Genomic DNA, 24,711 nt, shown 5'->3' with positions numbered 1-24,711 from the left:
GAATATCTTTGGGATAATCATGCCTATAATCCCTAAAAAAGGTAAAAAGAAAGGGAGCGGACATTTGTCTGTTCCCTTTTTGTACATTTTTCTATAAAATTTATTTATTCTCCACTCGTAACTTCTTTCTTTTTATTCATAAAATGGATAATGAAAGTAGCCGCAAAAACAACAAGTAATAACAGGAAGAAATAAATATGGTCAATATGAATACCAAAGACTCCTAATAACATCTTAACAGCAATGATCAGGATTAGAACATAAGCAGAAGTTTCCAGTTCAGGTACTCGGTCAATAAGCTTTAAGAATACACCAGCAATTCCTCGCATCATGAGTACCCCAAGCATTCCGCCTAATAAGAGCACCCAAATCTTGTCACTAACACCGAAGGCAGCTAATACGCTATCTACTGAAAAGGCAATATCCATCAATTCGACAGCAACTACTGTTCCCCAGAATGTACCAAATAGACGAATGAGTAAGCCCTTTTGATTCAAACCTTCTAATTCTTCGTCTTCAGAATCTGATTCCTTTTTCTTATCAATAAAATATTTTATGGAAAGCCATGCAAGATAACCTGCTCCTAATATCTTTACCCACCATAGTTCAATTAAGAATACACCTATACCGATGGCAATAAAGCGGAATACATAAGCTCCAAGCAATCCATAGAATAGTGCTTTCTTACGCTGCTTTTCTGGAAGATGCTTAACCATTACTGCAAGAACTAGTGCGTTATCCGCAGATAAAAGACCTTCTAAAATGACAAGTGTTCCAATTAAACCCCAGCTGACTGGATCTGATAAAACTTCCACCCACATTTCCCAATTAAAAAATTGGGAATATGTATGTAATATACCTTCTATAATCGACATTCTTGTATGTTCCTCCTGATAATAAATCTAAGTTTTTAATGCGAGAGACTGCAGCCTAACCAAGTCTCTTATTGTTGTCTTTTATTATTAGCCAATTTGTAATCCGAAATCTTTTGCAAGTGCAGCCAGACCGCCTTGGTAGCCGCTTCCAATTGCACTGAATTTCCATTCTGTATTATGGCGATATAACTCACCTACAACTAGAGCTGTTTCAATTGAGAAGTCTTCTCCTAAATCATAACGGATTAGTTCTTCTCCAGAATCTTCACTCATGATACGAACGTAAGCATTCGATACTTGGCCGAAATTTTGATTACGTGCTTCCCCATCATGAATCGTAATAGTAAACGTGATTCTTTGGATGTTAGCAGGAACAGTAGCTAAATTCACATTCACCTGTTCATCGTCGCCTTCACCCTCACCTGTACGGTTGTCACCAGTGTGTACAACTGAGCCGTTCCCACCATTTGTATTATTATAGAACACAAAATCACTATCCGTACTGACTTTGCCATTCTCCCCTAAAAGGAAAATAGAAGAATCTAAATCAAAATCATTTCCACCATCATATTTATTAACATCCCAGCCCACACCAACTACAACTTTTGTTAAACCTGGATTAGATTTTGTTAAATCTACCTTTTGTCCTTTTGATAAACTAACTGCCATAATAATTTTACCTCCATTTAGTAGAATACATATTAATACGATAGGCTTTCAAAAAAGTTTCAAAAAATTATTTATTAATTTTCTTACCAGCATTTTCAGCTCATCCATTTAGGCGGGGTATTTTTAGCCCAATAGATTTTCCCTAATTCATGATGCGACTGAAATTGATCATGATACGTATGGTAATGAAAATTAAACCAGTATCCTTGTTGAGGTGGTTGGTCTCTTCTTACATGAAAGCGAATAATATCTTCATTAGTCATTTCATTTTTGATATGAAAAATCTTTTCTGACCAGCCGCCTCCCGGACGTTCTGTAACTGTTAAGTATGCTAATTCCTCTTTTGGATATTGCTCTGCTACGTTCTGTATAGCCATTTCAATATTAGGCAGAATAACCTCAGAAAATTCATTTTCAATGACTGGTTTAATTTTTTCACCAAATTTTGCAAAGGACTGGATTTCAGCCTCAATTAACATTTTTTTAATAAAGGCTTCCTTGTTAATATATCCAATCTCTTCAAAACTAGAAGCAAGGCTGCCCGATGAATGATTATCTTCGTTTGTAGGCTCGACAATATCCTTTTTGGGGTTCTTGTCCGCACTAGAGTTATCATAGAGTAAAGCTTGTGAAGGCGTAACCATTCCGAATGTTAAAATGGTTACCATGACGACAAATGATTTACGGAGCCATTTTGGCATTGTTTTAGTCCCCCTCTACTCATTTCATCCTTATGTTTACACGCTTTTTCAACTTTTCATCTTCTTATTACTGTTGGTCATGTCCCTCTTATTCTATTATTATACTTTGTTTAATGGAAAAATGGAAAAATGGGCTTCTTTTTTTCAAAAAAAAATAGTGGAATCTAAATTCTATGAATAGATATCCATATAACGGGAATAGTAATGAAAAAAAGTCATATATCTGGAGTAAATAGAGAAGAAAGGAGGCTTATCAGATGGATTGGATGGTATTGTTTGCTTTTGTTTCAATTATTTTGCTTGGGTATTTTGTCTATTTAGCGATTGCCGAATAAAATATCAGGGCTGTCCAATACGTCATTTTTTGACCTTGGACAGCCTTTTTTATTGATCAAGTCAATTTTTCTCGATGACTCCATAATGAAATTTAGACGTCTTCCTTCTATATACTTCAAATTGAAACTTCTTAAATCTTTCACTGCGGAAATGATCTTTTAATACCACACGTTCCTTTGCAACTCTGATCGCTTCATTGATTAACTCTTCAGTCATTTCCTCATAAACAGCAAACCGGCTTAATGCTTGTATGCCATCTGATTCAAGAATATGCTCTTCAAACATCGGATCAAAATAAACGCAGTTATAATGATTATCTGGCAGAGTTTTCAAAAATGGCAATGAAAAGTCATTGATAATTTCGATCCGTTTCATAGCTTGATCCATTTCAGAGATTCCTGATTCCCATGCCTGCAGCCCATTTTTCACGAGATATGCTAAATATGGATTCCCTTCAACACCAGTCACTTTGCCCTCTTTTCCAACTGCCAAGCTTGCCACAATACTGTCTGACGCTAGTCCCAAAGTACAATCTAGAAGCCACTTTCCTGATTCGAGCTTGGTTGCTTCTAAAAAAGGATCATGTTCACCTTTCATTACACGTTTTATTCTAAACATAGCAGAGTTCGGATGAAAGAAAAAAGGGCTCTCTCCTTCTATCGGGTAAAGCTCAAGCCTTTCTTTTCCAACAACAAGGCAATCTTCCCCTTCTGCTTGCTGGATCCCTTTAACAGAACGCTTTTCTCTATCCATATAGCGGCCATTTAATTCCTCAGCAATCTTGATTGCCTGCCGCTTCATCTCTTCATTTGTCCTGCCTGCTGTTGTAATAATCATCCTGTCACCTTTTTCCCTTTTCTACGAAAAAAGGATGTCCAATGACATCCTTTTACCAATAAGCAATTAACTATTTGCCTCAAATGCAGTTAGTAAATTCTCCATAATGGCTTCCATTGATTGATCCTCAATATCATAGCGGTGGATAAAGTGAACAACCTCTTTCCCTTTTAATAATGCCATGGATGGAGAGGATGGCTCATATCCATCGAAGTACTCTCTCATTTTCGCTGTTGCTTCCTTATCTTGACCTGCAAAAACTGTTACTAAATGATCCGGTTTCTTATCTGTTCTTAATACGGCTTGGGTAGCAGCAGGACGAGCAAGCCCAGCAGCACATCCGCAAACAGAGTTAACAACAACAAGCGTCGTTCCTTCTGTTGTTGCCATAAACTGCTCGACATCTTCAGCAGTCAATAATTCATTGAATCCAGCATTTGTAAGCTCTTGTCTCATTGGTTGAACCATTTGTTTCATATATTCTTCATATGCCATTGACATCATTTATCGCCTCCATTACATTTCATCAATTGTATTGTTTAGCATACTATAATCCACAGCAAATTTGCAAAAGAAGCGAATTGCCTTTTCATTTACAGTCCTTTAATTGAGGGACTATTTCTTTCTCGACTCAGTCATTTGTTTCCAAACAGAGCCCTTTGCTTCTTCCCCTTGTTCAATTCTTTCAATGGCAAGCTTGATTTGCAAACTTACTTCAAATTCCGGATCATTTTCTGCCTCTTTTAAGGCAGGCAATGCTTGTTCATCCCCCACTTCATAGAGGAACATGGCTGCACGCCATCGGACAAGCTTGCTGCTATCCTTTAGTGCATTCATCATTTCTGGCATGGCTTCTTTAAAGCCAAGGTCAGATAGACAATCACCAGCAGTCCTTCTTACTGTAACCGATTTATCTTTTAGAGCTTTATAAAGAAGCGGCAAAGCCACTGGATCTTCTATCATGCCTAGATATACAGTCGCCAGTCTTCGAATCGATGCTTTTTCATCTTGCAAAGCTTTTTCCAAAATCGGCAGATCAGCAAGTTCCGGATCAGTCATCTGCTCGAGCTTTTGATAGCGTATTCGCCAATCTGGTGTTTCTAAATCTTCAAGTTTAATATTCATACGATTGCGAGTAAGCTTCTCACGGCTTTGTTCTTGACTCTTTGCCTGATCAACGAGTATTTGCAATCGTTGATCAGGATATGCTGCTGCTAATTCCTCAACTACTTCATGCCCGATTTGATCAAATTCACCGTATCGAACACCCACTTCAATCCACTTACGTACTAAAATGACGTTATCGCCTTCTTGTTGTGCAGCCGCTAATGCATTTCTGAAAACTTCCGGCAATCCAAAACGCCGCTCCTCCGACCCATCTGTCAGCTTCACCTGCATCGGAATATCTTTATATTTCTGGATAAATACTTTAATTTCACCAAAGTGATCATTGACAGCGGATTGATTGTTCATTTCCGTATGGGCCTCTTCGCCAAAAGCGTTTCTTACCTGTGGAAGAAGGTCTTTCCAATCGTATTTCGCATTTCTTTCTATTGCTAAGAAATCTGCCACATGATAAACACCCTTCACCCCTTCAATCGCAAGGATATCTTGAATGAGCTTAGGGGCTTCTTCCCTTTTCTCTTTCTTATAATTATTGCTTTTTCCCATTGGGAGCTCTTCATCTAAAATAACTTTCATTGTATTCGGACTTGGAGTTGGTTCAATCGCATTTATTTTCACAGATTTTCCACCCTTTGCATTATTATCACGTTATTAACTAAGTTCATTTTAACATAATAGGATAGACGAATCATAAGATGTGCTTATTAGCAAAGGCTGTTTTCGCAAACATTGTTGCTTTTAACTTGAGTGAGTAAAGGTTGATTTCCGCTCCAGGTACTCCCTTTCCGCGGGGTGGGCGCTGAGCCTCCTCGACGCTAATGCGTCTGTGGGGTCTCACCTGTCCCACTTCTCCCGCCGGAGTCTCGCACCTTCCGCTCCAATCAACCAACCTTATCTGTGAATGGTTTGCATTCACTCAATTTATTTAAAAAACAACAAGCCTTTATAAAACAGCCTTAGCAAAAAAGCCTACGGGACACTTGTTCAGAATAGATCCTCATAATGGATCTAAGTTCTGACGGATATCCCATAGACTTTTTTAAAATTATTTCTCTGCAAATTCGGAAAGATAGCTCCATCTTTCGATCAATTGCTCTAGTTTCTCATTTAAGCTTGCTTCTTCTTCCATTAATGCTCTTGCTTTTTCAAAATCGCTGCCTGTATTGTTTATTTCTGCAGCTACTTCTTCTAAACGGGACTCAGCATTTGCGATATCTTCATCGATTCTCTCCCATTCCCGCTGCTCATTATAGGACATCTTTTTCTTCTTAGGCTGTTCCTGATCTTTTGTGACGGGAGCTGGAGCCTTTACCTGGACAACAGGCTTCTCACTTTCTTTTTCAAGAAATTCTGAGTAACTGCCATAGAATGGCTTAATCTGTGCGTTGCCTTGAAGGACAAGAAGCTGATCAGCCACTTTATCTAAGAAATAACGATCATGGGAAACGGTAATGACAACACCAGAGAAATCTTCTAAGTAATCTTCTAGTACGGTTAATGTCTGGGTATCCAAATTATTAGTCGGCTCATCAAGCAGCAGTACATTGGGCTCAGTCATTAATATTTTTAATAGATAGAGACGGCGTTTTTCTCCACCAGACAGCTTTCGTATCGGCGTTCCATGAGTAAATGAAGGAAAAAGGAATCTTTCTAGCATTTGGGCAGCCGAGATCGTTTTTCCATCCGATGTTTCGATAACCTCTGCTGTCTCCTTTAAATATTCAATCATTCTTTTATTCTCATCCATGTCTTCACTTTCTTGTGTATAGTAAGCCATTTTAACCGTCTGACCTACTATACGTTCTCCGGAATCCAATGGAATTTTCCCAGCCAATATATTAAGCAAGGTTGATTTACCTGTCCCATTCTTTCCGATAATGCCTATTCTATCACCAGGTTTAACTAGCAGATCAAAGCTGTTTAATATGACCTGGTCCGCGTAACGCTTAGAAGCCGCCTTTAATTCAAAAACCTGCTTACCGAGCCTGCTCCCATTCAAGGACATATCGAGCTTTTCCGTAGTTTTAACGGAAGCAAGCTGATTATCTAGATGATCAAAGCGTTGAATTCTTGCTTTTTGCTTCGTTGTTCTTGCTTTTGCACCTCTGCGGATCCATTCTAGCTCTCTTCGGTAAAGGTTTCTTCTTTTTTCATTTGTAGCTGCTTCATTTTCTTCACGAATGGCCTTTGCTTCTAGGAATGCACCATAATTTCCTTTATAGCTATACAGATTCCCACCATCAAGCTCAAACATTCGATTTGTTACACGGTCAAGGAAATAACGATCATGGGTAACGAGTAAGAGTGCTCCTTGATACCGGCCTAAATAGTCTTCAAGCCATTTAACCGATTCATAATCAAGATGATTGGTTGGCTCATCAAGGATCAGCAAGTCTGGTGATTGGATGAGGGCTTGTGCAAGAGCGACCCTTTTCTTTTGTCCGCCTGAGAGCTCCCCGATTTTTTTCTCAAAATCCTCAATACCAAGCTTTGTTAAAATTGATTTTGCATTCGTGCTTGCTTCCCAAGCATTCAATGCATCCATTTTCTTTTGCTGTTCGAAAAGCTTCTCTTGAATCGCTTGATTATCTGGTGTTTTATTTAACTGGATTAGCGTCTCTTCATACTCACGTAACAAGACGAGTACTGGTGCATCTCCTGCAAATACCTGTGCCAGAACAGATAACTCTGGATTTAAATCTGGCTGCTGCGCTGAATAGGAAATGCTGTAGTCTTTCGGAGAGCTGATTTCACCAGAATCAGGAAAGTCCAATCCTGCTACAATTTTGAGCAGGGATGATTTCCCCGTTCCATTTACACCAATAAGACCTACTCTATCCTTTTCCGAAATTGTAAAGGAGATCTCATTAAAAAGCTCCTTTTCTCCATATGTTTTTGTTACATTTTCAATTGAAATCATTTTCATGATTGACCATCCCATTCGTTGTAAAATTGCTCAAGGAATTGTTCCATAAATTGATGCCGCTTTGAAGCCATTTCCCGCGCTGTATCTGTATTAAGCAAATCTTTCAGCTTTAAGAGTTTCTCATAGAAATGATGGATTGTTGATGATTTTCCAGTGCGGTATTCCTTCTCTGTCATTTCTTCCCTAACTTTGATCGCAGGATCGAAAAGAAGATGCCCTTTTTTTCCGCCATAAGCAAAGGTCCTGCCGATTCCAATCGCTCCAATTGCATCTAATCGATCTGCATCCTGAACGATCTTTGCCTCCACACTCATTAATTCTGTTTTCTTTCCACCTTTATAGGAAATAGAACCGATAATTTCAATAATTTTCTCTTGAACATTTTTTTCGAGTACAAATGATTCGAGGAAATCCATTAATTTCTTTTCCCCAGCCTCTTTTGTTTCATTCAATTTTTCATCTGGAATATCATGCAGCAGCGCAGCCATTTCAATGATAAACCGATCACCCGTATTTTCTTTTTCAGCTATGTATAAAGCGTTTTTTCTTACGCGTTCAATATGATACCAATCATGTCCCGTGCTATCTTCACCTAGCACTTCTTTCACAAAACTTTCCGTTCTTACAATTATCTCTTTTTTCATTAAAAGCACCATCCTTTTTCATTCCAGATTTATTTTACCATGAAGAGCTGGATTGGAAGAAAAATAAGCAAAAGAAAAAGTGCTTATTCAGCACTTTAGTTTATTAATAAAGGGTAGGAACCGTATTATTCCAATATATTGAATAAAAGAGCTCAAAAACATTTTTATGACCCCTGATTTTACATTAGATGGTAATATTGAGTACCAAAACATTTTTACGAACCTATTTCTCCCAAAATATAGAAATTTACTGCACATAAACTAATTTACGATACCTAATTTTACATAATATAGCATTAATGAGCCTCAATAATCAATTCAACCCATTAAACCAATTAATCCCCAATGTATTCTCTCCAGCATGAACGCCGATTGCTGCACCAAGCGGATAGTGGCCGAATTCGATATCAGGGAATTCCTGAATGAGCTCTTCTTTCCATTTCAATGCTTCTGCCTCATGTAATCCATATAAAATTGATGCTTCTTTCAACGGTTTCTTTTCATGAGCTTTTCTGAGAAGCTGAATTATTTTATCTTTTGCCTTCCGTTCACTTCTTGCTTTTTCCTTTACACTCAAGGCGCCTTCATCAATAGAGATAATTGGCTTCACATTTAACATGCTGCCAAGGAGAAATTGCACACCAGACATTCTGCCACTTCGATGGAGCTGTTCTAAGCTACCAATAAGAACGTACGTCTCACTCGTCTGGCTTAATTCTTCTAATGCATTTTTGATTGCTTCAGGCTGCAATCCGGATTCAGCTAATTCAATTCCTCTTTTAAAAATTCTCGTTAATGGATAGGTCAATATTTTCGAATCAATGGTTATTACAGGAATATCAACCAGCTGTGCTGCCTGCTCACTGGAAGACACCGTTCCGCTTAATTTACTTGAGAGTAATACTGAGATAACGATCTCATATTTCTCCTTCAACCGCTCATATAATTCCTGAAATGCCCCGATAGAGGGCTGCGATGTTTTCGGGGGAGTTTTTAATGTTTTTAATTTTTCGTAGAGCTCAGTTGGTGTAATATCCACCCCTTCTGTATACTCCTTCTCATCAAGCAATATAGTAATTGGAATGGTATACACATCAGGATGGCTAATTAATTCCTCATCAATAAATGCTGTACTATCGATAACCCATGCGATTTTTGTCAAAACCTCTACCCCTTTTCTGTTTAATAATTATGTAAGTATAGTATATTAAATGATCGGGAGACTGACCATATAAGTCAATCTCCCGAAAATAAATCTTATGTCAAAAACGGTTTAATCTTCGGGAACACCTTTAATGCTGTATTGTAAAAAACATCCTCATGGTGCTCTTCTGGAATTAATGCTTTGATGAATTCAATGTATGGCCCAATAGGTGCTAGCGGCCAATCTGTACCGAACAGCAGCTTATCATAAGAATTAGAAAAAACTAGTGCATGCCTTAAGTGGTCCAAAAACCGTCCTTCACTATGCTTTTTCAATTCCTTCTCCGTTCCAACAATTAAACCAGAAAGATCTGCAAACACATTGGAGTTTTTATAGATAAGCTCAGCACCAGTTAATGTCCATGGATCACCAAAATGAGCCATCATAAAATTAACCTTGCGATGCTTCACTGCGACCTCATCAATCGTCAGCGGATGTGCATACTTTAACAGCCCTCTTTCTGAGTATGTGTCTCCTGTGTGAAAAACAATCGGCAAGCCATATTTTTCTGCTAATGCATAAACAGGTTCATACACTTCATCATAAGCATAGAAAGGGTAATAGCCAAGATAAATTTTCATCCCTACAGCTTGAGGCTTTTGAATTTCCATCTCAAGCTTATCTAGTGTCTCTTCACTTAAATCATAAGGGTTTATACCTGGACAGTATACCATATTTTCAGGGATCGCCTCCGTTAAGTCAATCCCCATCGGTGTTTTTGCTTCATAGTCCGGAAAGCCCATTCCACTCGTTTCCGTTACGCCCATCGCAATACTTAGAACGACATTTGCCTCATTATATTCTTTAACATATCCATCATATGAGTAATCAACATAAGAAAGTTCTTTCGCTGTTTGGTGAAAGGATTGGATGTTCGAGAAATGGATATGTGCATCAATTATCTTCATGTTTTCTCCTTTAAAATACGATCCATCGAAGATTCTCAAGGATAGGTTTAGAAATCTCTCTTTGATCAAAAACAATAAACCCTGGTTTCGTTGTTTCCTGTATTTGCTGGTGCAGGATGATTTCAAAGGCCTCTTTATTCATATACCCCTCAAATACATCTATTTCCTCTCCCTCAATATGATACAGCTTTTCTTTCCTAGCTTTAGAGGAGATATAGCTTACGTTTTTCAAATTTAGTCCCTGCTCTTCAATTCCAACCTTCATTTCTTTTTCTGCAAAGGATGATAAGACCGATAAATCCGTTAAGGAATCGCCTGTTAAATAAAGGTCTGTTTCCAACTTCTCTGAAAGAAAAGACTTGCCGCCAGAATCAACAATTTTAACAAAGTATGCGAGAATCGGAACACCAGGAAGAAGGGCAAAATATTGAGTATAATGAAGACCCTTCCAAATCGGATGGTTCAAGATCCTCATATGAACCGCAATACTCTTCCACTGATTCCCCAGTTTATCTTCCAAATCTATAAATTCAGCTGTTATCGTCTCTTTCATTAATGAAAATGTAGTTAGCTGGGAAGGAAATGTTTTCATTCCGCCTGCCCAAGGATTCCACCATCCCTTTGCTACTTTCTCAGGGAAAGATGTATCAAACCATTCATTCTCATCATGGGAAAGGGAGTACAAGCCAGGATAAAATGCCGGAGCTGCTTTTATCCGAATGATCCCATTATCTAATATATAGGATGTAATTCCTTCAACTTCTTCCGTATAAGCATCCACTTTCCCTTTAGGGACAATCGCTAATTGGTTTACGTTTGTTGTTGTACTATCGCTAAAAATACTTCCTGTTACCATTGAAATCGGTGGTGCATCCATGACTGGAATAGACGCTGAATACTTCGTTTTCTCCTCTTCTGATGAAATTTGGACAGATCCTTTAGATTCATCATTTAAGAACAGCTCTATAGATCCATTAAGAAAACTCGTACGAGAGGATTTCAGCTCCAATGATAGTTGCTCTTTATTAACTACCGGATTATTTCCCTCTAGTAGCAGCGCTTTTTCCCCTATTAATTGGGAATGCCCAATATTCGAAACCTTATTTGCAAAGGCTTCCTGCTCCTGCCATGTTCGAAAAGCACCAATCGATAAATAGCATGGTTCAAGTACAATTCTCTCTTTTGACTTTATTGCGCCAAGTTCATACTCTAAGTAAAATTGCCAGCCATCAAAATTCGCCTTGCATTCAGCTGGCCAGCAGAAGCCTGTTGACTCACCATGATCGAGTGAAAAGTACCAGTTTCCTGTTAAGTGCTGCGAATGAATATCACCAAAGTCAACTGCTTTAATTGCAGAGAACTCGATTACTTCTTTTTCAAGCGGAAAATACGCATGACTTTTTTCATGATAGATTGATTGATTTAAATAAAACCCTTGTTTTGTCTCATTGCTGCCATTCTGAACCTCAGCCCATTTCTTAACGATCCCATCTCCATAAAGCGCCGTAAAGAGTGTAAGGGTGACGTCTTCAAATTCACTAGAATGAAAGACCATCTTTATAATAGTTGCTGATTGTTCTACATACCATTCTACTGACTCTGGTTTCTTCTTAGAAAACTCTGTTGAATACGGCTTTCCAAGCTTCGGAACAAAGAAGGTGAATGGCTGATTCATTTGTTGATTTCTCCCAGCCGTCATTAAATAATCCCGTTTTCGAATATTCACCTGGTAGCTGCCATTATAAATATGCCAATAATCCTTCGTTTCCCCGCCAAATTTTTCACCAAAGCCCTTTAAAGCGACTCCAACTAAGCTAATTCCGAAAGTAAGCTCGGTTCCATTTTCTTTCTGTGCCTTAATTGCTATATGCGGCTGATAGTAACCGAATTCCCTTACAACAAAAGGAATCGCAACTAGTTTTCTCTCATTCTTCTTTAAAGAAACAGAGAAAGTATTCTTCTCTAATGAGACATGTTCATCATGTGAAAATTCTAGTTCAAACACAGCCTCTTCCTTTAAATTATTTTCTACCTCAAACTCAATCGTTTGCTGCTGGCCTAGGAAACTTAAATTCCCATCCATTTTTGCGGTTAGGTTGGCTGGTTGTTTTGGTTTCACCCCAAGTCTTAACTCACATTCTTCTCCATTAATGGATACATTGACAGAGAAAAATGGGTGTGTTTTCCATTCACTTGGTTCTTCCCCTTTTTTAAAGATTACCTGATCCGAAATAACAGCTCGCTTCTCTACTAATAATTCATCCTTGAATGTAGACACGACCCGTTCATGATTGTTCCCATCTACTTTTAAAATGGCTGGTTTAGCTGTTTTATTAACAAATATCAGTTCAACCTTCTGTGGCAATTCTTCAATTACTTCATGATCAGCCATTTTTAATTCAAGCAGATAATCATCCGTTTCAATGAAGCTTATGCCTCGTCCGCTCCGCTCAAACCTAACACGGGCACTCACCTGTTCACTTTTCCACTCATATTGATAGAAAGTAAATCCACTTTCTTTAAGTCCGTCCGGCTTTACTTCTATTTCTCTTACACTCGTTTCATACCAATCTACTCCTGCAAATACCGGCTTTAATAGTGGTGTGTTCATTACAGCAGGGATAAAGTTCATTAAATGGGTTGTATCATCCCGGTCCTCCCAGAAGAAGCCGCATTTCTTATATAGAGGGACAGCTTTCACATTCCCTGGCCATGTGTAAAGGTCAACCCTCGGCCAGCCAAGCTCAATCGTTTGTTCGACTGCTTTCATGACAAGCATTTTGCCAATCTTCTTGCCATGATAGTCAGGTCTGACATTTAAGAGTGGAATATATAAGGAGCCTACATCCTCCTTATATTCGGATAAGCTGCAATAGCCAACAACCTCTTCCCCATCTAAAGCCAAATATAAAGCAATATTGCCTGCATTCGCTTCCTTCGTTTTAACAGACTCCTCTGTATGAACCCTTGTATCTCCGCCCCAGCTGTCACGGCTATGATTCCACATTTTTGCAATGGCTGATGCATGCTCTTCCCGATATTCCTCGATCTTGATTGTATTAGTTATTTGACTCATCTTTTGTTCCTCCCAAACTAGGTTACTTCATTCCTTTTTCTATTGATTCCTTCACCTTTTGACTTTTCCTTATTCATTTTTTTCTCCTCCTTTATTTTATTTGAATGCTTTCCACATTCTTCTATATCGTAAAAGCTGGAAATTACATTGTAAAGATAATTTTGAATTTTTAGTTGTTTTTTCTTTAATAAAGGCTGTTTTCGTAAACTTTGTTGCTAAATAAAACGTCGTTGGTAGAGGTTGATCTCCGCTCCAGGTTACTCGCTTTCCGCGGGGTGGGCGGTGAGCCTCCTCAGCGCTAAAGCGCCTGCGGGGTCTCACCTGTCCCACTACTCCCGCAGGAGTCTCGCAACCTTCCGCTCCAATCAACCAGCCATTTTGTTAAGTGTTATCATTCACACAAATTATTCAAAAACAACAATCTTTTAGAAAAGAGCTTTTAAAAAAAGAAAATAAAAAGCCTGTAGAATATGCGCTCAGAAACTGATCCAAAAAAAGGATCAAAATTCTGCCAGCATAATCCACAGGTAATTTTACTTATCTATTCATAACTAAAACTTTCAATTCAAATAATCGTTCTTAATCTTTCTAAACTAACAATCATATAATCAACCATCGCGAGGATATCATCTATTTGATCCTCGTAAACTAAGCGGTTAAAGGAAATGATTGTCTCATTCTTTATCTTATTTCTTTTTTCAAAAGGATTAAGGATCGCAGATTGTCTGATTGTCCGCTCGGAACCCCAAATGTCTATCAGACAGCTTTCTACCTTTTGAAAATAGATATGTTCATTTGGATGAGTAAATGAAAACTTCACAAATAATTGGCAGCCCGCAAGAAGTTCCGATTGAGCAGATGACAACAGTTCGGCCGCTAAATTTTCCAATCCCGCCTCCATCATAAATGTGCAGACAACACGATCATCCTGTCGATCTGTAAAAGAAACTTCATATTTTCTTGAAAGCTTGGCTGTATTCAAAAAATCATTTCGATCAATAATCAGGATTCTACCAACTAAATCCTCATCATATATCGCACCATCAACGACGACTTTCATATTTTCAAAAGCAGTTGGATCAAACATATAACTTACTCTTTAAAATAATCCAATGGCATTGCCATTTTCATCGACATCCATTTTCAGAGCGGCAGGCGATTTAGGCAGTCCTGGCATTGTCATTACATCCCCTGTTAGTGCAACAATGAATCCCGCACCAATAGATGGCTTAAATTCGCGTATCGTAATTGTAAAACCTGATGGCCGTCCAAGCTTTGTCGGATCATCAGATAATGAATACTGTGTTTTTGCCATACAGATTGGTAAGTGGCTCCAGCCAAAGCTATCGAAATCCTTCAGCTGTTTTTTTGCTTTCGATGAAAATTCAACTTTTTCTGCTCCGTAAACTTTTTGAGCAATTGTCAGGATTTTATTTTCAAGCGAATCAGATAGATCATATAATGGCTGGAAGTTTGACTCCTGCTTTTCAATAACCTCAAGCAACTTGTTTGCAAGATCTACGCCGCCTTCTCCGCCTTTTTCCCAAACCTCTGTTAAGGACACAGGAATGCCTGACTTCTCACAAAACTCCATTAATGTGCGAACCTCTTGATCCGTATCCGTAATAAATTTATTAACAGCAACGACAAATGGCAAGCCAAAGCTTTCAATCGTTTCAATATGCTTCTTTAAGTTAGCAAATCCAGTTGTTAATGCTTGTACATCTTCACGGCCAAGTTCTGCTTTTGGTACACCGCCATGCATTTTTAATGCACGAATGGTTGCAACAATAACAACAGCTTCAGGCTTAATCCCTGCACTTCTAGCTTTAATATGAAGGAACTTTTCTGCACCTAAGTCAGCACCGAATCCGCCTTCAGTTACAACAAAATCAGCAAGCTTTGATGCTGTTTTTGTAGCGATCACACTATTGCAGCCATGGGCAATATTCGCAAAAGGTCCACCATGAATGAAAGCTGGTGTATGTTCGATTGTCTGCACTAGATTCGGTTTAACCGCCTCTTTCAGCAGCATTGTTAAGGCTCCTTGAACACCTAAATCAGCGACTGTAACAGGCTGTTTATTATAGTTGTAGGCAATGACCATTTGACCTAATCGCTTTTTCAAATCTTGAAGATCAGTTGACAAGCATAATACCGCCATGATTTCAGAAGCAACTGTAATGTCAAAGCCATCTTCACGAGGCACCCCCTGCATAGGACCGCCTAAGCCGATCACTACCTTTCTTAAGGCACGGTCGTTCATATCGAGTGCACGCTTCCATACAATTCGACGCTGATCTATGCCTAGCTCATTTCCTTGCTGCAGATGATTATCGATGAAGGCTGCAAGTGCATTATTCGCAGTAGTTATCGCATGCAGGTCTCCAGTGAAGTGCAAATTAATATCTTCCATTGGCAACACTTGAGAGTAGCCGCCGCCTGTTGCTCCACCTTTTACACCCATTGTTGGGCCAAGTGATGGTTCACGCATAGCAATGATTGCTTTCTTGCCGATTTTTGTAAAGGCATCCCCTAAACCAACCGTTACTGTTGATTTCCCTTCTCCAGCTGGAGTTGGATTAATTGAAGTAACAAGGATGATTTTCCCACTATTCTTTGTTTCAAGCTTTTTCAATGCTTCTGTTGATAATTTTGCTTTATATTTTCCAAATAATTCGAGGTCGTCCTCATGAAGGCCGATTTTTTCTGCGACCTCTACAATTGGTTTCATAAAAGATTGTTGAGCGATTTCAATGTCTGATTTAACAACAGGTTTTACATTCATAAATATCCCCCTAAGCATCCAATTATTGAAAACGTTTTCCTACTTCTACATTGTACCATCCCATCCCAAAATAGTAGATAGTCAATTTTGTGATTTTTTAAACATATGATTGCGGCAGGGATTAATCGTCTTTATAATAAATTTAATTGAATTTTCTAAAAGGGGATGAAGAATTGCCAATTAAAATTCCAAAGCTGCTTCCTGCCAGAGAGATTTTAGAAAAAGAGAACATATTTGTCATGGATGAGGATCGGGCGTTAACACAGGATATTCGACCGCTCAATATTCTAATTCTAAATTTAATGCCAGAGAAGGAGAAGACGGAGGCACATCTATTAAGACTGTTAGGAAACACTCCTTTGCAAGTGAATATTTCATTTCTGAAAACAGCTTCACATGAATCGAAAAATACAAGTACGCTGCACTTAGACCAATTCTACACAACCTTCGACGAGATTAAGCATCGGAAATACGATGGGATGATTATCACTGGGGCGCCAATCGAACTGCTTGCATTCGAAGAGGTGGATTATTGGAAAGAGCTGACTGGAATCATGGATTGGACGAAAGACCATGTCACTTCAACATTGCATATTTGCTGGGGAGCGCAAGCCGCTTTGTATCATCACTTCGGCATCATGAAATATGAGCTTCCCCAGAAATGCACTGGTGTGTTCTGGCATCATATTGATGATAAGTCAGAAAAATTATTAAGAGGATTTGATGATGTATATTTAGCACCTCATTCAAGAAATACAGATATATTCATGGAGCAGCTGGAGGCCAGTCAAACGGTTAAATTACTTTCTTCCTCCGATGAAGCCGGCCCATTTATCATGAGTGCGAACAATGGCAAGCAAATTATGATTACTGGTCATCTAGAATATGAGGCTAGCACATTAGCAGAGGAGTATAGACGGGATCTAGAAAAGGGGCTGAACATCCTACCACAGCATTATTTCCCAAATGACGATCCTTCGAGACAGCCTGCGAATAAATGGCGCTCACATGCCCATATCCTGTTCTCGAATTGGCTGAACTATTATGTATATCAAGAAACGCCGTTTGAATGGGATTAATTATGTAAAAAAACACCTGTGGGGCATGCGTTCCAAAAGTGATCCAAAAGACGGATCAAAATTTCGCCCGCATACCCTACAGGTGTTTTAGCTATGATTATAATGAGTCTACTTTTCTATGATTGTTCAGAATAGTAAACTTCCTCAAATGGCTGTACCACGACAAATCCATTCCCCGAAAATTTCATTTGTACAGATTCGCCGCTTCCCCTTCCTAAGAAGGTTTTAAAGGAAATATCGGTTACAAATTCAGGCTGAAGATTCCCAGACCAGGCAACCGTTGCATTCGGATCTGTGAATACCGGATTATCTGGTGTAACTAGCAAGGTTAATGGTTCATAATGTGAAGTGATTGCCACCATTCCTCTCCCTTCCAGGCGAACATTAAACAGACCGCCTGAGAGCATGCCAGCTACCTTCCTCATGAGCTTGATGTCCCAACTAATCGATGGTTCAAAGGCGAGCAAATCATTGCCGTTAACAAAGATAGAGTCTCCCTGCAGATTTAAGATTGAAATTTTCTTACCCTGGTCTGCAACATAAAGCTTGCCATTCCCGGTTGCTTTCATTAAAGCAGTTCCTTCACCTGTTAATGCTTTTTTGAACAGTTTTCCTAAGCCGTGCTCAAGGATGCCTTCCCGTTCAAACTTAATTTTCCCGCGGTAGGAAATCATCGCGCCCGCTTTCGTCCAAATTTGGTTAGTTAAATTGATTTCAAGAATCCTCGGTGATTCTAGTTCAAATAACCCTTCCCCTTTGTCCTGCTGCTGTGTTTGATTGACAAAGTCCTCAATCGAATAGCGACTCATTGGATCCCAACCCTTCTTATTTATTATTCTTTAGCATCGATACCCACATGAACGAGAGGGATTGTCTTAGTTCAGTTGACAATGATCCAATCGGCATCTGATCAGTCCCCCGCTTATATACTCCTAAGCTATCAACTTTCCCCCAGCCATTTTCTTCGGCAAGCTGGACAAATTCCCATGGCATCATCGTATTGCAGATCACTTTTTCATTATATAAACGACGATAACTATTTATTCTTGGTGCGGCAGTAGGACCAAGAATGCCAATGCAAGCATGTCCTCCAGGCTTCACAATTCGCTGAATTTCTTTAATCACTTGAAGCGGCTCCTCTGTCCACTCAAGCGAATTAATCGCCATAACCGCATCAAAGGAATCATCGTTAAATGGCAGACTCGAAATATCTCCCTTTATAAATTGAGCCGTATTCCCATCATTTGTGTCCCTTGCTTTATGTATCATTTCCTCTGAAACATCAATTCCCGTTACTAAAAAACCTGATTCAGCTAGCTTTAATGACCCAAATCCATCCCCACAGCCAAGATCACAAACCGCTCCTCCAGCTGATACATGCTTTGCAAAAAAGGGAGCAATGTCCTTCCGACTCCCGGAATCCCACATATCCTTACTTATCGAGTTCCATCCGGTCGAACGCTCGTCCCATTGCTTCTCAGCTTCTTCACTCCAATTAAATTCACTCATATTATCCCTCGTTTCTCTCTTTCCTATTTACGTATACTGACCTAAAAAGTTTCAGATTATTATATTTTCGCCGCAGAAAGTTATTATCCCTCTGATTATAAAAAAGAAAATAGTGCAAGAATGGAAAGTAGATTGGGAAGAATATTCGATCAAACATAATTGAGAATGGGGGGATCAATATGGCAGAAGAACAGTTAGTTGCCGTACATCGCAACCACCAAGGGGAAATTATTTCATTTCAAACGTCAGCAGGGAGAATTATCTCTTATCGAAAAGCATTGTTAGAAGCAGAGGAAGGAAGCATCACTGGTGTAATGATTGAAGATGGACAAGATGGAACCGCTTTTCTTACACCAGCTTTATCCTCATTTGATGAATTTCCAAATGTATACTAAAAGGGTCCAATGAATGGACCCTTTTCTATTCCTCATTATTTCGTTGAATTTCTCTTAACGCCTCAACTCTGCTCTCATCCTCTTCGAAAAACTGGACAAGATCCCCGACACGATCAATCGCATCCCAGCTTAAATGATGCTCAATTCCTTCTACATCTTCGTAAATATTCTCTTCCTTTACTCCAATTAGGCGAAGAAGCTGCTCAAGTAAATCATGGCGATACACAAGCCGCTTGCCAATTTTCTTACCCTTGGGCGTTAATACCAGTCCTCTGTATTTTTCATAAACAAGATATTCATCTTTATCAAGCTTTTGAACCATTTTCGTTACAGAGGAGGGATGTACAGAAAGAGCCTCAGCGATATCAGATACACGTGCATATCCTTTTTCATCAATCAATATATATATTTGTTCAATATAATCTTCCATACTAGGTGTTGGCATCCCAAACCCTCCTAAAAAACTGTGCTAATGGCCTACTATACTCACTACTTGTCAATTATTACAGCATATGCAAATGGATTTAGTGTGTCAACCTTCAAGTAGGATAAGTTAATTATGAATGTAATTATAAATAATATAGGTCCTTAAAAAGTTTACTATATAAGACAGAGCGAGACAAGGCTCAATGCCATACATAAAAAAAGAAGGATAAAAGAGTATTAACGATTTGCAACCTAACGTTAATACCCTTTCATCCTTCAATTCTTATCCCTTTGTATACTTTTGATCTTAACTTACTTGTTTCACTAAATGATTAACGACCTAACAATAGCTAATGCAATTAAAAAGCAGACTTTAATTTGTTTTAATAACACTCTACATAGTGTATGCCTTTAACTAGAAAATAATATTAACAAGGGATAATACCCAAAAAGATAAAGCTATTATGAAATATACACCAGCTAATCCTTTTTTCTTCTCTTTAAAGTGCTTAACACAAAATAGGAAGTTTATAACACCGACGAATATGAAGCTAATTCCAAACAAGGTGAAAGAGGCGTTTGGATCATTTCTTCCGAAAAAGGCCCATGCAGAAAAGAAAACAATTATTATTAGCAGTACTATTATTGTTATCAAAAACTGTCTTCTAGGCATCGGCTAACTCCTCCTCATAGTGATTTAGAGAAAAATTAGTAAAATAAGTTTTTCACACCCGTTATGAACAACTACAACGCAGTTAAATATTACCAGTTAAAAAGAATTAATACAATCAAAAAATAATAAAAGCGCAAGCTCCTTGATCACCCCCGAAAGGCTCTAGACGTCTATTCCTTTCTGGGAGGTACGGCTGATAACCTTGTAGGTGATAGGCGCTGGACTAGAAAATTCTCTAACTCTAAAGTTCTACTATCTTATCTATATACAAAAAGCCAACATCAGATGTTGGCTTTAGCAATCTTACTTATCTATCAATAAAGTTTTCTTCTTGCAGTTGTAAAATCTCACTCGATGAAATGGAATAATACTTTGCGATTTCATCAAGATCTGTTTGATTTGGGAAAGTTCGCCGGTTTAGGTGTCCGTATCGCCTTTTATTATATTTTCCCCACAAGTGCAAGCCTAAAAATGATAATACAATGATCAAGCATGTAAATAGGATAATCGCATTCATATTAGCAAAAGATAGTTTAAAAAATTGGCTATTCCACTCAAAGCTCATACTAGATCCTAAAACAATCAGAAAGAGGAGAAGGAAGAGCCAGCCTAGCGCAGTAATAACCATTCCAACTATTTTACGAATACGTGAAGGCTTATTTTGGACAAGCATATTCGGACTCCTTTCTAATTTTTCAGATGAAAGCCCCGATCAGGACTTTCCCATGTAGCAAATTCATTTTTAGATTTTCTAAGAATTTTTAATCCCTTTGGAAATGAGAAAATAACTAAAAGAGCAGCAATATGCCAATAGATCAACGGATACCAAATGGTCCATATTAAATATTTTAAAATATTTTTTTCATAATGCTTTTCTATCATCAAAGCGACAAGGAATTGGATAATACAAATAATAGAAAGATAATTTCCCATCCAAAGAAGTGGGGAGGAAAATGTATTTAAAAATAATAGATTATAGACTGCCACGAGAGTACAAATAAACCAAGTAAACGCCCAGATAATACTAAGTAGCTGTTCCATATATACCGGGTAAAGACGCCTTTGTCTCCAATCTAAAAAGATATCCTTATGTCGCAAGACGACTTCAATCCCACCTTGTGTCCATCTTGACCGCTGTTTCCAAATCCCTTTCAATGTTTCCGGAACTAGCATCCAGCAAAGGGCTTTTGGTTCATAACGGATATCCCAAAATCTCCTCTGCAGCTTCCAGGTAATTCCGATATCATCTGTGATAAGATCTGTATCCCACATCCCTACGTCAAGTAAGGCTTTTTTTCTGAAGACGACAAAAACACCTGACACCGTCATGACTTTCCCGAGAATTCTTTGTGTTCTTTTGATTAATCCAATAATGCTCGCATATTCTGCAAGCTGAATTTTTGCTAACAAAGTAGACCGATTTCTAATTCTTGGATTCCCTGTTACAGCCCCTACTCGTTCCCCATTATTCGGGAGTAAAAAGTGAGGCATGATATGCAGCAGCGCATCCTGATCAAGAATCGCATCACTATCAATAGCCGCAATAAATTCACCCTTCGAAACAAGAACCCCTTGTTTCAACGCATTGGCTTTCCCTCTATTTTCTCTCAAATTGACGACCCGCAAATTCGGATAGGTCTCCATCATTTCTTTCAATATTTCCATTGTGCGATCCTTGCTTCCATCATTGACAACGATTATTTCAAAATGAGGGTATTTTATATTTGAACAATGTACGACCGTTTCTTCAATTGTTTCTTCTTCATTGTAGGTTGGGATTAAAATGGACACAAACGGCATATCAATGGTTGAGACATTCATTAATGTATTTTTTTCTCGTCTAATATAAAAAATAAGTCCACCTATTGACCAAATAATTCCCATAATAAGTGGGTAATAAAATAAGTACAGAATCGGAAGCTCCTTCAACGATTATCCCTCCTTTTACAAGGAATAAATAAGACTGACTAAAATAGATTCCTATTTGCACATTATAAGGTGCATGTACATGGTTATTCCATTCCAATATTTAGGAAAGGATTTTCGGTGATACAGTAAAAAGAACGAAGCCAAGGCGGCTTCGTTCTTTTATTTAGGCTCTTTAAAATGGCCTGTTGATTTCCGCTTCAGGCGCTCGCTTTCCGCGGGGTGGGCGTTGAGCCTCCTCGGAGCAAAGCTCCTGTGGGGTCTCAACTGTCCCACTCCTCCCGCAGGAGTCTCGCGCCTTCCGCTCCAATCAACAGGGTGCAAATATCAATAATGCGCTTTAGCAAGCATTTAATTAGGAAAGATAAATTTTATTTTCTGTTCCTTGTCATCCCAGGATAATTTAGCTGAGAATGATTTGTCCTTATTGGTAAAACCTTCAATGATATCTGTTTCGTTGTCTTTCAAAAGCTGTTTGACTATTTTTTGTGTGATTGATTTACTTAGAATCTTTTTAGAGATTGTAAAATTACATTTTGTTTTGCTGTAATGTGAACAGCCATAGAAGCTTCCTTTATCAACAACCTGCCCATTACATTGCTTGCATTTCCCTAATTGAGTTGGCCGTTTAAATTTAGACTTCGCTGGGGTAAAGCTGTTTTTGTCTTCTTCATCAAAAGCCCATTCTCCGGCATTTTTCACTGATGCTTCAATAAGATGCGAAATCATTTTATTCGTTTGTTCCATAAACTGCTTCGGTGAAGCTTCTCCTTCAGAAATATCCTTTAATCGCTTCTCCCATTTCGCTGTCATTTCAGGGGAAGCAAGGATTTCAGATCCGATCGCGCCAATTAATATTTTTGCTTTCGGTGTAGCGTAGACAAGGTTCTTATTTATATCAATATACTTTCGATCTTTTAACATCGTGATAATGCCTGCCCGCGTCGCCTCAGTACCAAGGCCCTCTGTTTTCATCAGCACCTTTTCCAATTCCTTATCCTCAATATGCTTTCCAGCCGTTTTCATCAGTGTAATGAGCTGGCCTTCTGTATACCTTTTTGGCGGCTGTGTTTTGCTTTCCTTTACTTCTGCCTTCATGACATTTCCTTTTTCTCCAGTTTGTAACGAAGGAAGCAGCGGCTCCTTGTCTTTTTCAAACGGTGGAATGACCTTTCGCCAGCCTTCTTCAAGCTGAACTTTTCCTTTCGATAGAAATGCTGCTCTGCCATCGACAAGAGTGGTGACTGTCGTGTACTCGGTTACTGCCTTTCCATAATGAGCAGCAAGTAAGCTTCTGACAATAAGGTCATAGAGAATTTTCTCATCTGGAGATAGCTTATTCGGATTAGGCACTTGTTCTGTTGGGATAATTGCGTAATGATCGGTTACCTTTTTGTCATTTACATATCGTTTATTTTCCATAATTGAGCTGTACGGCAATGGAAAGAGCGTTTTGTATTCATCAATCCCCGCTATTTTATTCAACGTGTCAGGGAACATTTCAGCTTCTCCTTGTGTCACATGTCTTGAATCAGAACGAGGATACGAAACGATTCCTTTTTGGTATAGCTTTTGCAGCACATCGAGCGTTTTCTTCGGCGGGAATTTGAAACGACGATTCGCCTCTGCTTGTAGTGCTGATAAGTTATAAAGCATCGGTGGGAGAAATTCCTTTTTCTCTGCCTTTACTTCTGCAACTTCTGCCTCTTTATTTTCACAAAAAGCAGCAATCTTTTCAGCAAGCTCTTTCGTCTTAATTCGTGTTTCCCCATCCTTTTCCCATTTCCCTGCATATTTTTTCCCATCGATATTAAATCTTGCCTGTACCTCCCAAAACGGTTCAGATACAAAGCTTTGAATCTCCATTTCTCTCTTAACAATAAGGGCAAGTGTTGGCGTCTGCACTCTTCCCACTGAAAACACATCAGAGAATCCCTGCTGCTGAAGAAGGAGACTGTACAGCCTTGAAGCATTCATCCCAACAACCCAATCCGCACAAGCTCTTGTATATGCCTCAAAATAGAGGTTTCTCGTATCTGATTCATTTAATAAGGAGAGGAAGCCTTCCTTGATTGCCTTTGGTGTTAAAGAGGAGATCCATAATCTTTTCATCGGCAGCCTTGATTTCGTCATGCGAAGGATATTACGAATAATCAATTCTCCTTCTCGCCCCGCATCCCCAGCATGAATAACCTCTGTCAGCGAAGGATTGGCTAGAAGATTTTTAATAACAGCAAACTGCTTTGTTTTATCTTTCGTTACTTCATATTCAAATTGAGTTGGAATGATTGGCAAAGTCGACAATGACCACTTTTTCCACTGAGAATTATAATTTTCCGGCGCAACGAGTTGACAAAGATGTCCAACGGCCCATGTGACATAAGCACCTTCCGGAAAAACATCATTGGGGAAAATTTCTACAAACCCTTGATGCTTCTTCATTTTAAAAATAGAAGCAAGAGTTACACCTTGGTCAGGCTTCTCTGCAATAATGAGTTTCATTGTTTTGCTCACTTCCAGTTACTAGATTAGATACTTATTTTAATTCTACTCAATTAATCCGTAAAGGACTAGGATAATAATGGATCAGCTCTACAATTTAAAAAAGCTCCTC

At 38.7% G+C, this 24,711-nt stretch carries 22 protein-coding genes; 3 read left to right on the top strand and 19 right to left on the bottom strand.

Annotation, left to right across the window (positions count from 1 at the left end; all coding sequences use genetic code 11):
- Positions 1-104: 104 nt before the first annotated feature.
- The 13 genes from ACFYKT_RS05360 to ACFYKT_RS05300 all read right to left on the bottom strand — a co-directional run bounded on the left by ACFYKT_RS05360 (position 105) and on the right by ACFYKT_RS05300 (position 16,089).
- Positions 105-875 (bottom strand): TerC family protein, encoded by a 771-nt coding sequence (locus tag ACFYKT_RS05360; RefSeq protein ID WP_389216511.1) that lies wholly within the window; start codon positions 873-875, stop codon positions 105-107.
- A gap of 87 nt (positions 876-962) precedes the next feature.
- Positions 963-1,544, bottom strand: coding sequence for a TerD family protein (locus ACFYKT_RS05355; protein ID WP_389216508.1), 582 nt, complete (start codon positions 1,542-1,544; stop codon positions 963-965).
- A 95-nt stretch (positions 1,545-1,639) separates the two neighbouring features.
- The gene (locus ACFYKT_RS05350; protein WP_389216505.1) at positions 1,640-2,245 is read right to left on the bottom strand and encodes a YpjP family protein; all 606 of its coding nucleotides are present in this window, start codon (positions 2,243-2,245) and stop codon (positions 1,640-1,642) included.
- Between the two features lie 396 nt (positions 2,246-2,641).
- The gene (locus ACFYKT_RS05345; protein WP_389216502.1) at positions 2,642-3,418 is read right to left on the bottom strand and encodes a class I SAM-dependent methyltransferase; all 777 of its coding nucleotides are present in this window, start codon (positions 3,416-3,418) and stop codon (positions 2,642-2,644) included.
- Positions 3,419-3,484: 66 nt separating this feature from the next.
- Positions 3,485-3,919 (bottom strand): BrxA/BrxB family bacilliredoxin, encoded by a 435-nt coding sequence (locus ACFYKT_RS05340; protein ID WP_389217052.1) that lies wholly within the window; start codon positions 3,917-3,919, stop codon positions 3,485-3,487.
- Between the two features lie 114 nt (positions 3,920-4,033).
- A complete protein-coding gene (locus tag ACFYKT_RS05335; RefSeq protein WP_389216499.1) occupies positions 4,034-5,161 on the bottom strand; it encodes a conserved virulence factor C family protein in 1,128 nt (375 codons plus the stop codon).
- A 427-nt stretch (positions 5,162-5,588) separates the two neighbouring features.
- On the bottom strand, positions 5,589-7,469 hold the full coding sequence (locus tag ACFYKT_RS05330; protein WP_389216496.1) for an ABC-F family ATP-binding cassette domain-containing protein: 1,881 nt from the start codon (positions 7,467-7,469) through the stop codon (positions 5,589-5,591).
- Positions 7,466-8,113 carry an HD domain-containing protein gene (locus ACFYKT_RS05325; RefSeq protein WP_389216493.1) on the bottom strand — a complete coding sequence of 216 codons (648 nt, stop codon included), beginning with the start codon at positions 8,111-8,113 and terminating at the stop codon, positions 7,466-7,468. The genes ACFYKT_RS05330 and ACFYKT_RS05325 overlap by 4 nt, the downstream gene beginning before the upstream one ends.
- Positions 8,114-8,426: 313 nt before the next feature.
- Positions 8,427-9,275, bottom strand: coding sequence for a DegV family protein (locus tag ACFYKT_RS05320; RefSeq protein WP_389216491.1), 849 nt, complete (start codon positions 9,273-9,275; stop codon positions 8,427-8,429).
- 95 nt (positions 9,276-9,370) lie between these two features.
- The gene (locus ACFYKT_RS05315; protein WP_389216488.1) at positions 9,371-10,225 is read right to left on the bottom strand and encodes an amidohydrolase family protein; all 855 of its coding nucleotides are present in this window, start codon (positions 10,223-10,225) and stop codon (positions 9,371-9,373) included.
- 10 nt (positions 10,226-10,235) lie between these two features.
- Positions 10,236-13,301 (bottom strand): GNAT family N-acetyltransferase, encoded by a 3,066-nt coding sequence (locus tag ACFYKT_RS05310; RefSeq protein WP_389216485.1) that lies wholly within the window; start codon positions 13,299-13,301, stop codon positions 10,236-10,238.
- Between the two features lie 565 nt (positions 13,302-13,866).
- Positions 13,867-14,388 (bottom strand): hypothetical protein, encoded by a 522-nt coding sequence (locus tag ACFYKT_RS05305; RefSeq protein WP_389216483.1) that lies wholly within the window; start codon positions 14,386-14,388, stop codon positions 13,867-13,869.
- A gap of 12 nt (positions 14,389-14,400) precedes the next feature.
- A complete protein-coding gene (locus ACFYKT_RS05300) occupies positions 14,401-16,089 on the bottom strand; it encodes a formate--tetrahydrofolate ligase (protein ID WP_389216480.1) in 1,689 nt (562 codons plus the stop codon).
- A gap of 173 nt (positions 16,090-16,262) precedes the next feature.
- Between ACFYKT_RS05300 and metA the strand changes: the two genes are divergently transcribed.
- Entirely contained in the window at positions 16,263-17,168 is a 906-nt protein-coding gene (gene metA, locus ACFYKT_RS05295; RefSeq protein WP_389216477.1) for a homoserine O-acetyltransferase MetA, read from the top strand.
- Between the two features lie 116 nt (positions 17,169-17,284).
- Here the strand turns inward: metA and ACFYKT_RS05290 are convergent, their stop codons facing one another.
- Together ACFYKT_RS05290 and ACFYKT_RS05285 are read right to left on the bottom strand one after the other, a co-directional pair.
- Complete coding sequence (locus ACFYKT_RS05290) at positions 17,285-17,977, bottom strand: AIM24 family protein (protein ID WP_389216474.1); 693 nt, start codon at positions 17,975-17,977, stop codon at positions 17,285-17,287.
- Between the two features lie 16 nt (positions 17,978-17,993).
- Complete coding sequence (locus ACFYKT_RS05285) at positions 17,994-18,677, bottom strand: class I SAM-dependent methyltransferase (protein ID WP_389216472.1); 684 nt, start codon at positions 18,675-18,677, stop codon at positions 17,994-17,996.
- 179 nt (positions 18,678-18,856) lie between these two features.
- On the opposite strand from ACFYKT_RS05285, the gene ACFYKT_RS05280 reads away from it, so the two are divergent.
- Complete coding sequence (locus ACFYKT_RS05280; RefSeq protein ID WP_389216469.1) at positions 18,857-19,072, top strand: DUF3892 domain-containing protein; 216 nt, start codon at positions 18,857-18,859, stop codon at positions 19,070-19,072.
- Positions 19,073-19,097: 25 nt separating this feature from the next.
- On the opposite strand, the gene mntR is transcribed toward ACFYKT_RS05280, so the two are convergent.
- Positions 19,098-19,517 (bottom strand): transcriptional regulator MntR, encoded by a 420-nt coding sequence (gene mntR / locus ACFYKT_RS05275; RefSeq protein ID WP_389216466.1) that lies wholly within the window; start codon positions 19,515-19,517, stop codon positions 19,098-19,100.
- Between the two features lie 445 nt (positions 19,518-19,962).
- Between mntR and ACFYKT_RS05270 the strand changes: the two genes are divergently transcribed.
- Positions 19,963-20,178: a hypothetical protein gene (locus ACFYKT_RS05270; RefSeq protein ID WP_389216463.1), complete on the top strand. Its 216-nt coding sequence runs from the start codon at positions 19,963-19,965 to the stop codon at positions 20,176-20,178.
- A gap of 300 nt (positions 20,179-20,478) precedes the next feature.
- Here the strand turns inward: ACFYKT_RS05270 and pgaD are convergent, their stop codons facing one another.
- The 3 genes from pgaD to ACFYKT_RS05255 all read right to left on the bottom strand — a co-directional run bounded on the left by pgaD (position 20,479) and on the right by ACFYKT_RS05255 (position 24,599).
- The gene (gene pgaD / locus ACFYKT_RS05265; protein WP_389216460.1) at positions 20,479-20,844 is read right to left on the bottom strand and encodes a poly-beta-1,6-N-acetyl-D-glucosamine biosynthesis protein PgaD; all 366 of its coding nucleotides are present in this window, start codon (positions 20,842-20,844) and stop codon (positions 20,479-20,481) included.
- 14 nt (positions 20,845-20,858) lie between these two features.
- Positions 20,859-22,100 carry a poly-beta-1,6-N-acetyl-D-glucosamine synthase gene (gene pgaC, locus ACFYKT_RS05260; protein WP_389216458.1) on the bottom strand — a complete coding sequence of 414 codons (1,242 nt, stop codon included), beginning with the start codon at positions 22,098-22,100 and terminating at the stop codon, positions 20,859-20,861.
- A gap of 348 nt (positions 22,101-22,448) precedes the next feature.
- Positions 22,449-24,599, bottom strand: a complete 2,151-nt coding sequence (locus ACFYKT_RS05255) for a DNA topoisomerase III (RefSeq protein ID WP_389216455.1) — start codon at positions 24,597-24,599, stop codon at positions 22,449-22,451.
- Positions 24,600-24,711 lie beyond the last annotated feature (112 nt).

The sequence above is a fragment of the Cytobacillus mangrovibacter genome (assembly GCF_042865275.1).
Taxonomy (GTDB): domain Bacteria; phylum Bacillota; class Bacilli; order Bacillales; family Cytobacillaceae; genus Cytobacillus; species Cytobacillus mangrovibacter.
This window is presented reverse-complemented; position numbering and strand designations above follow the sequence as displayed.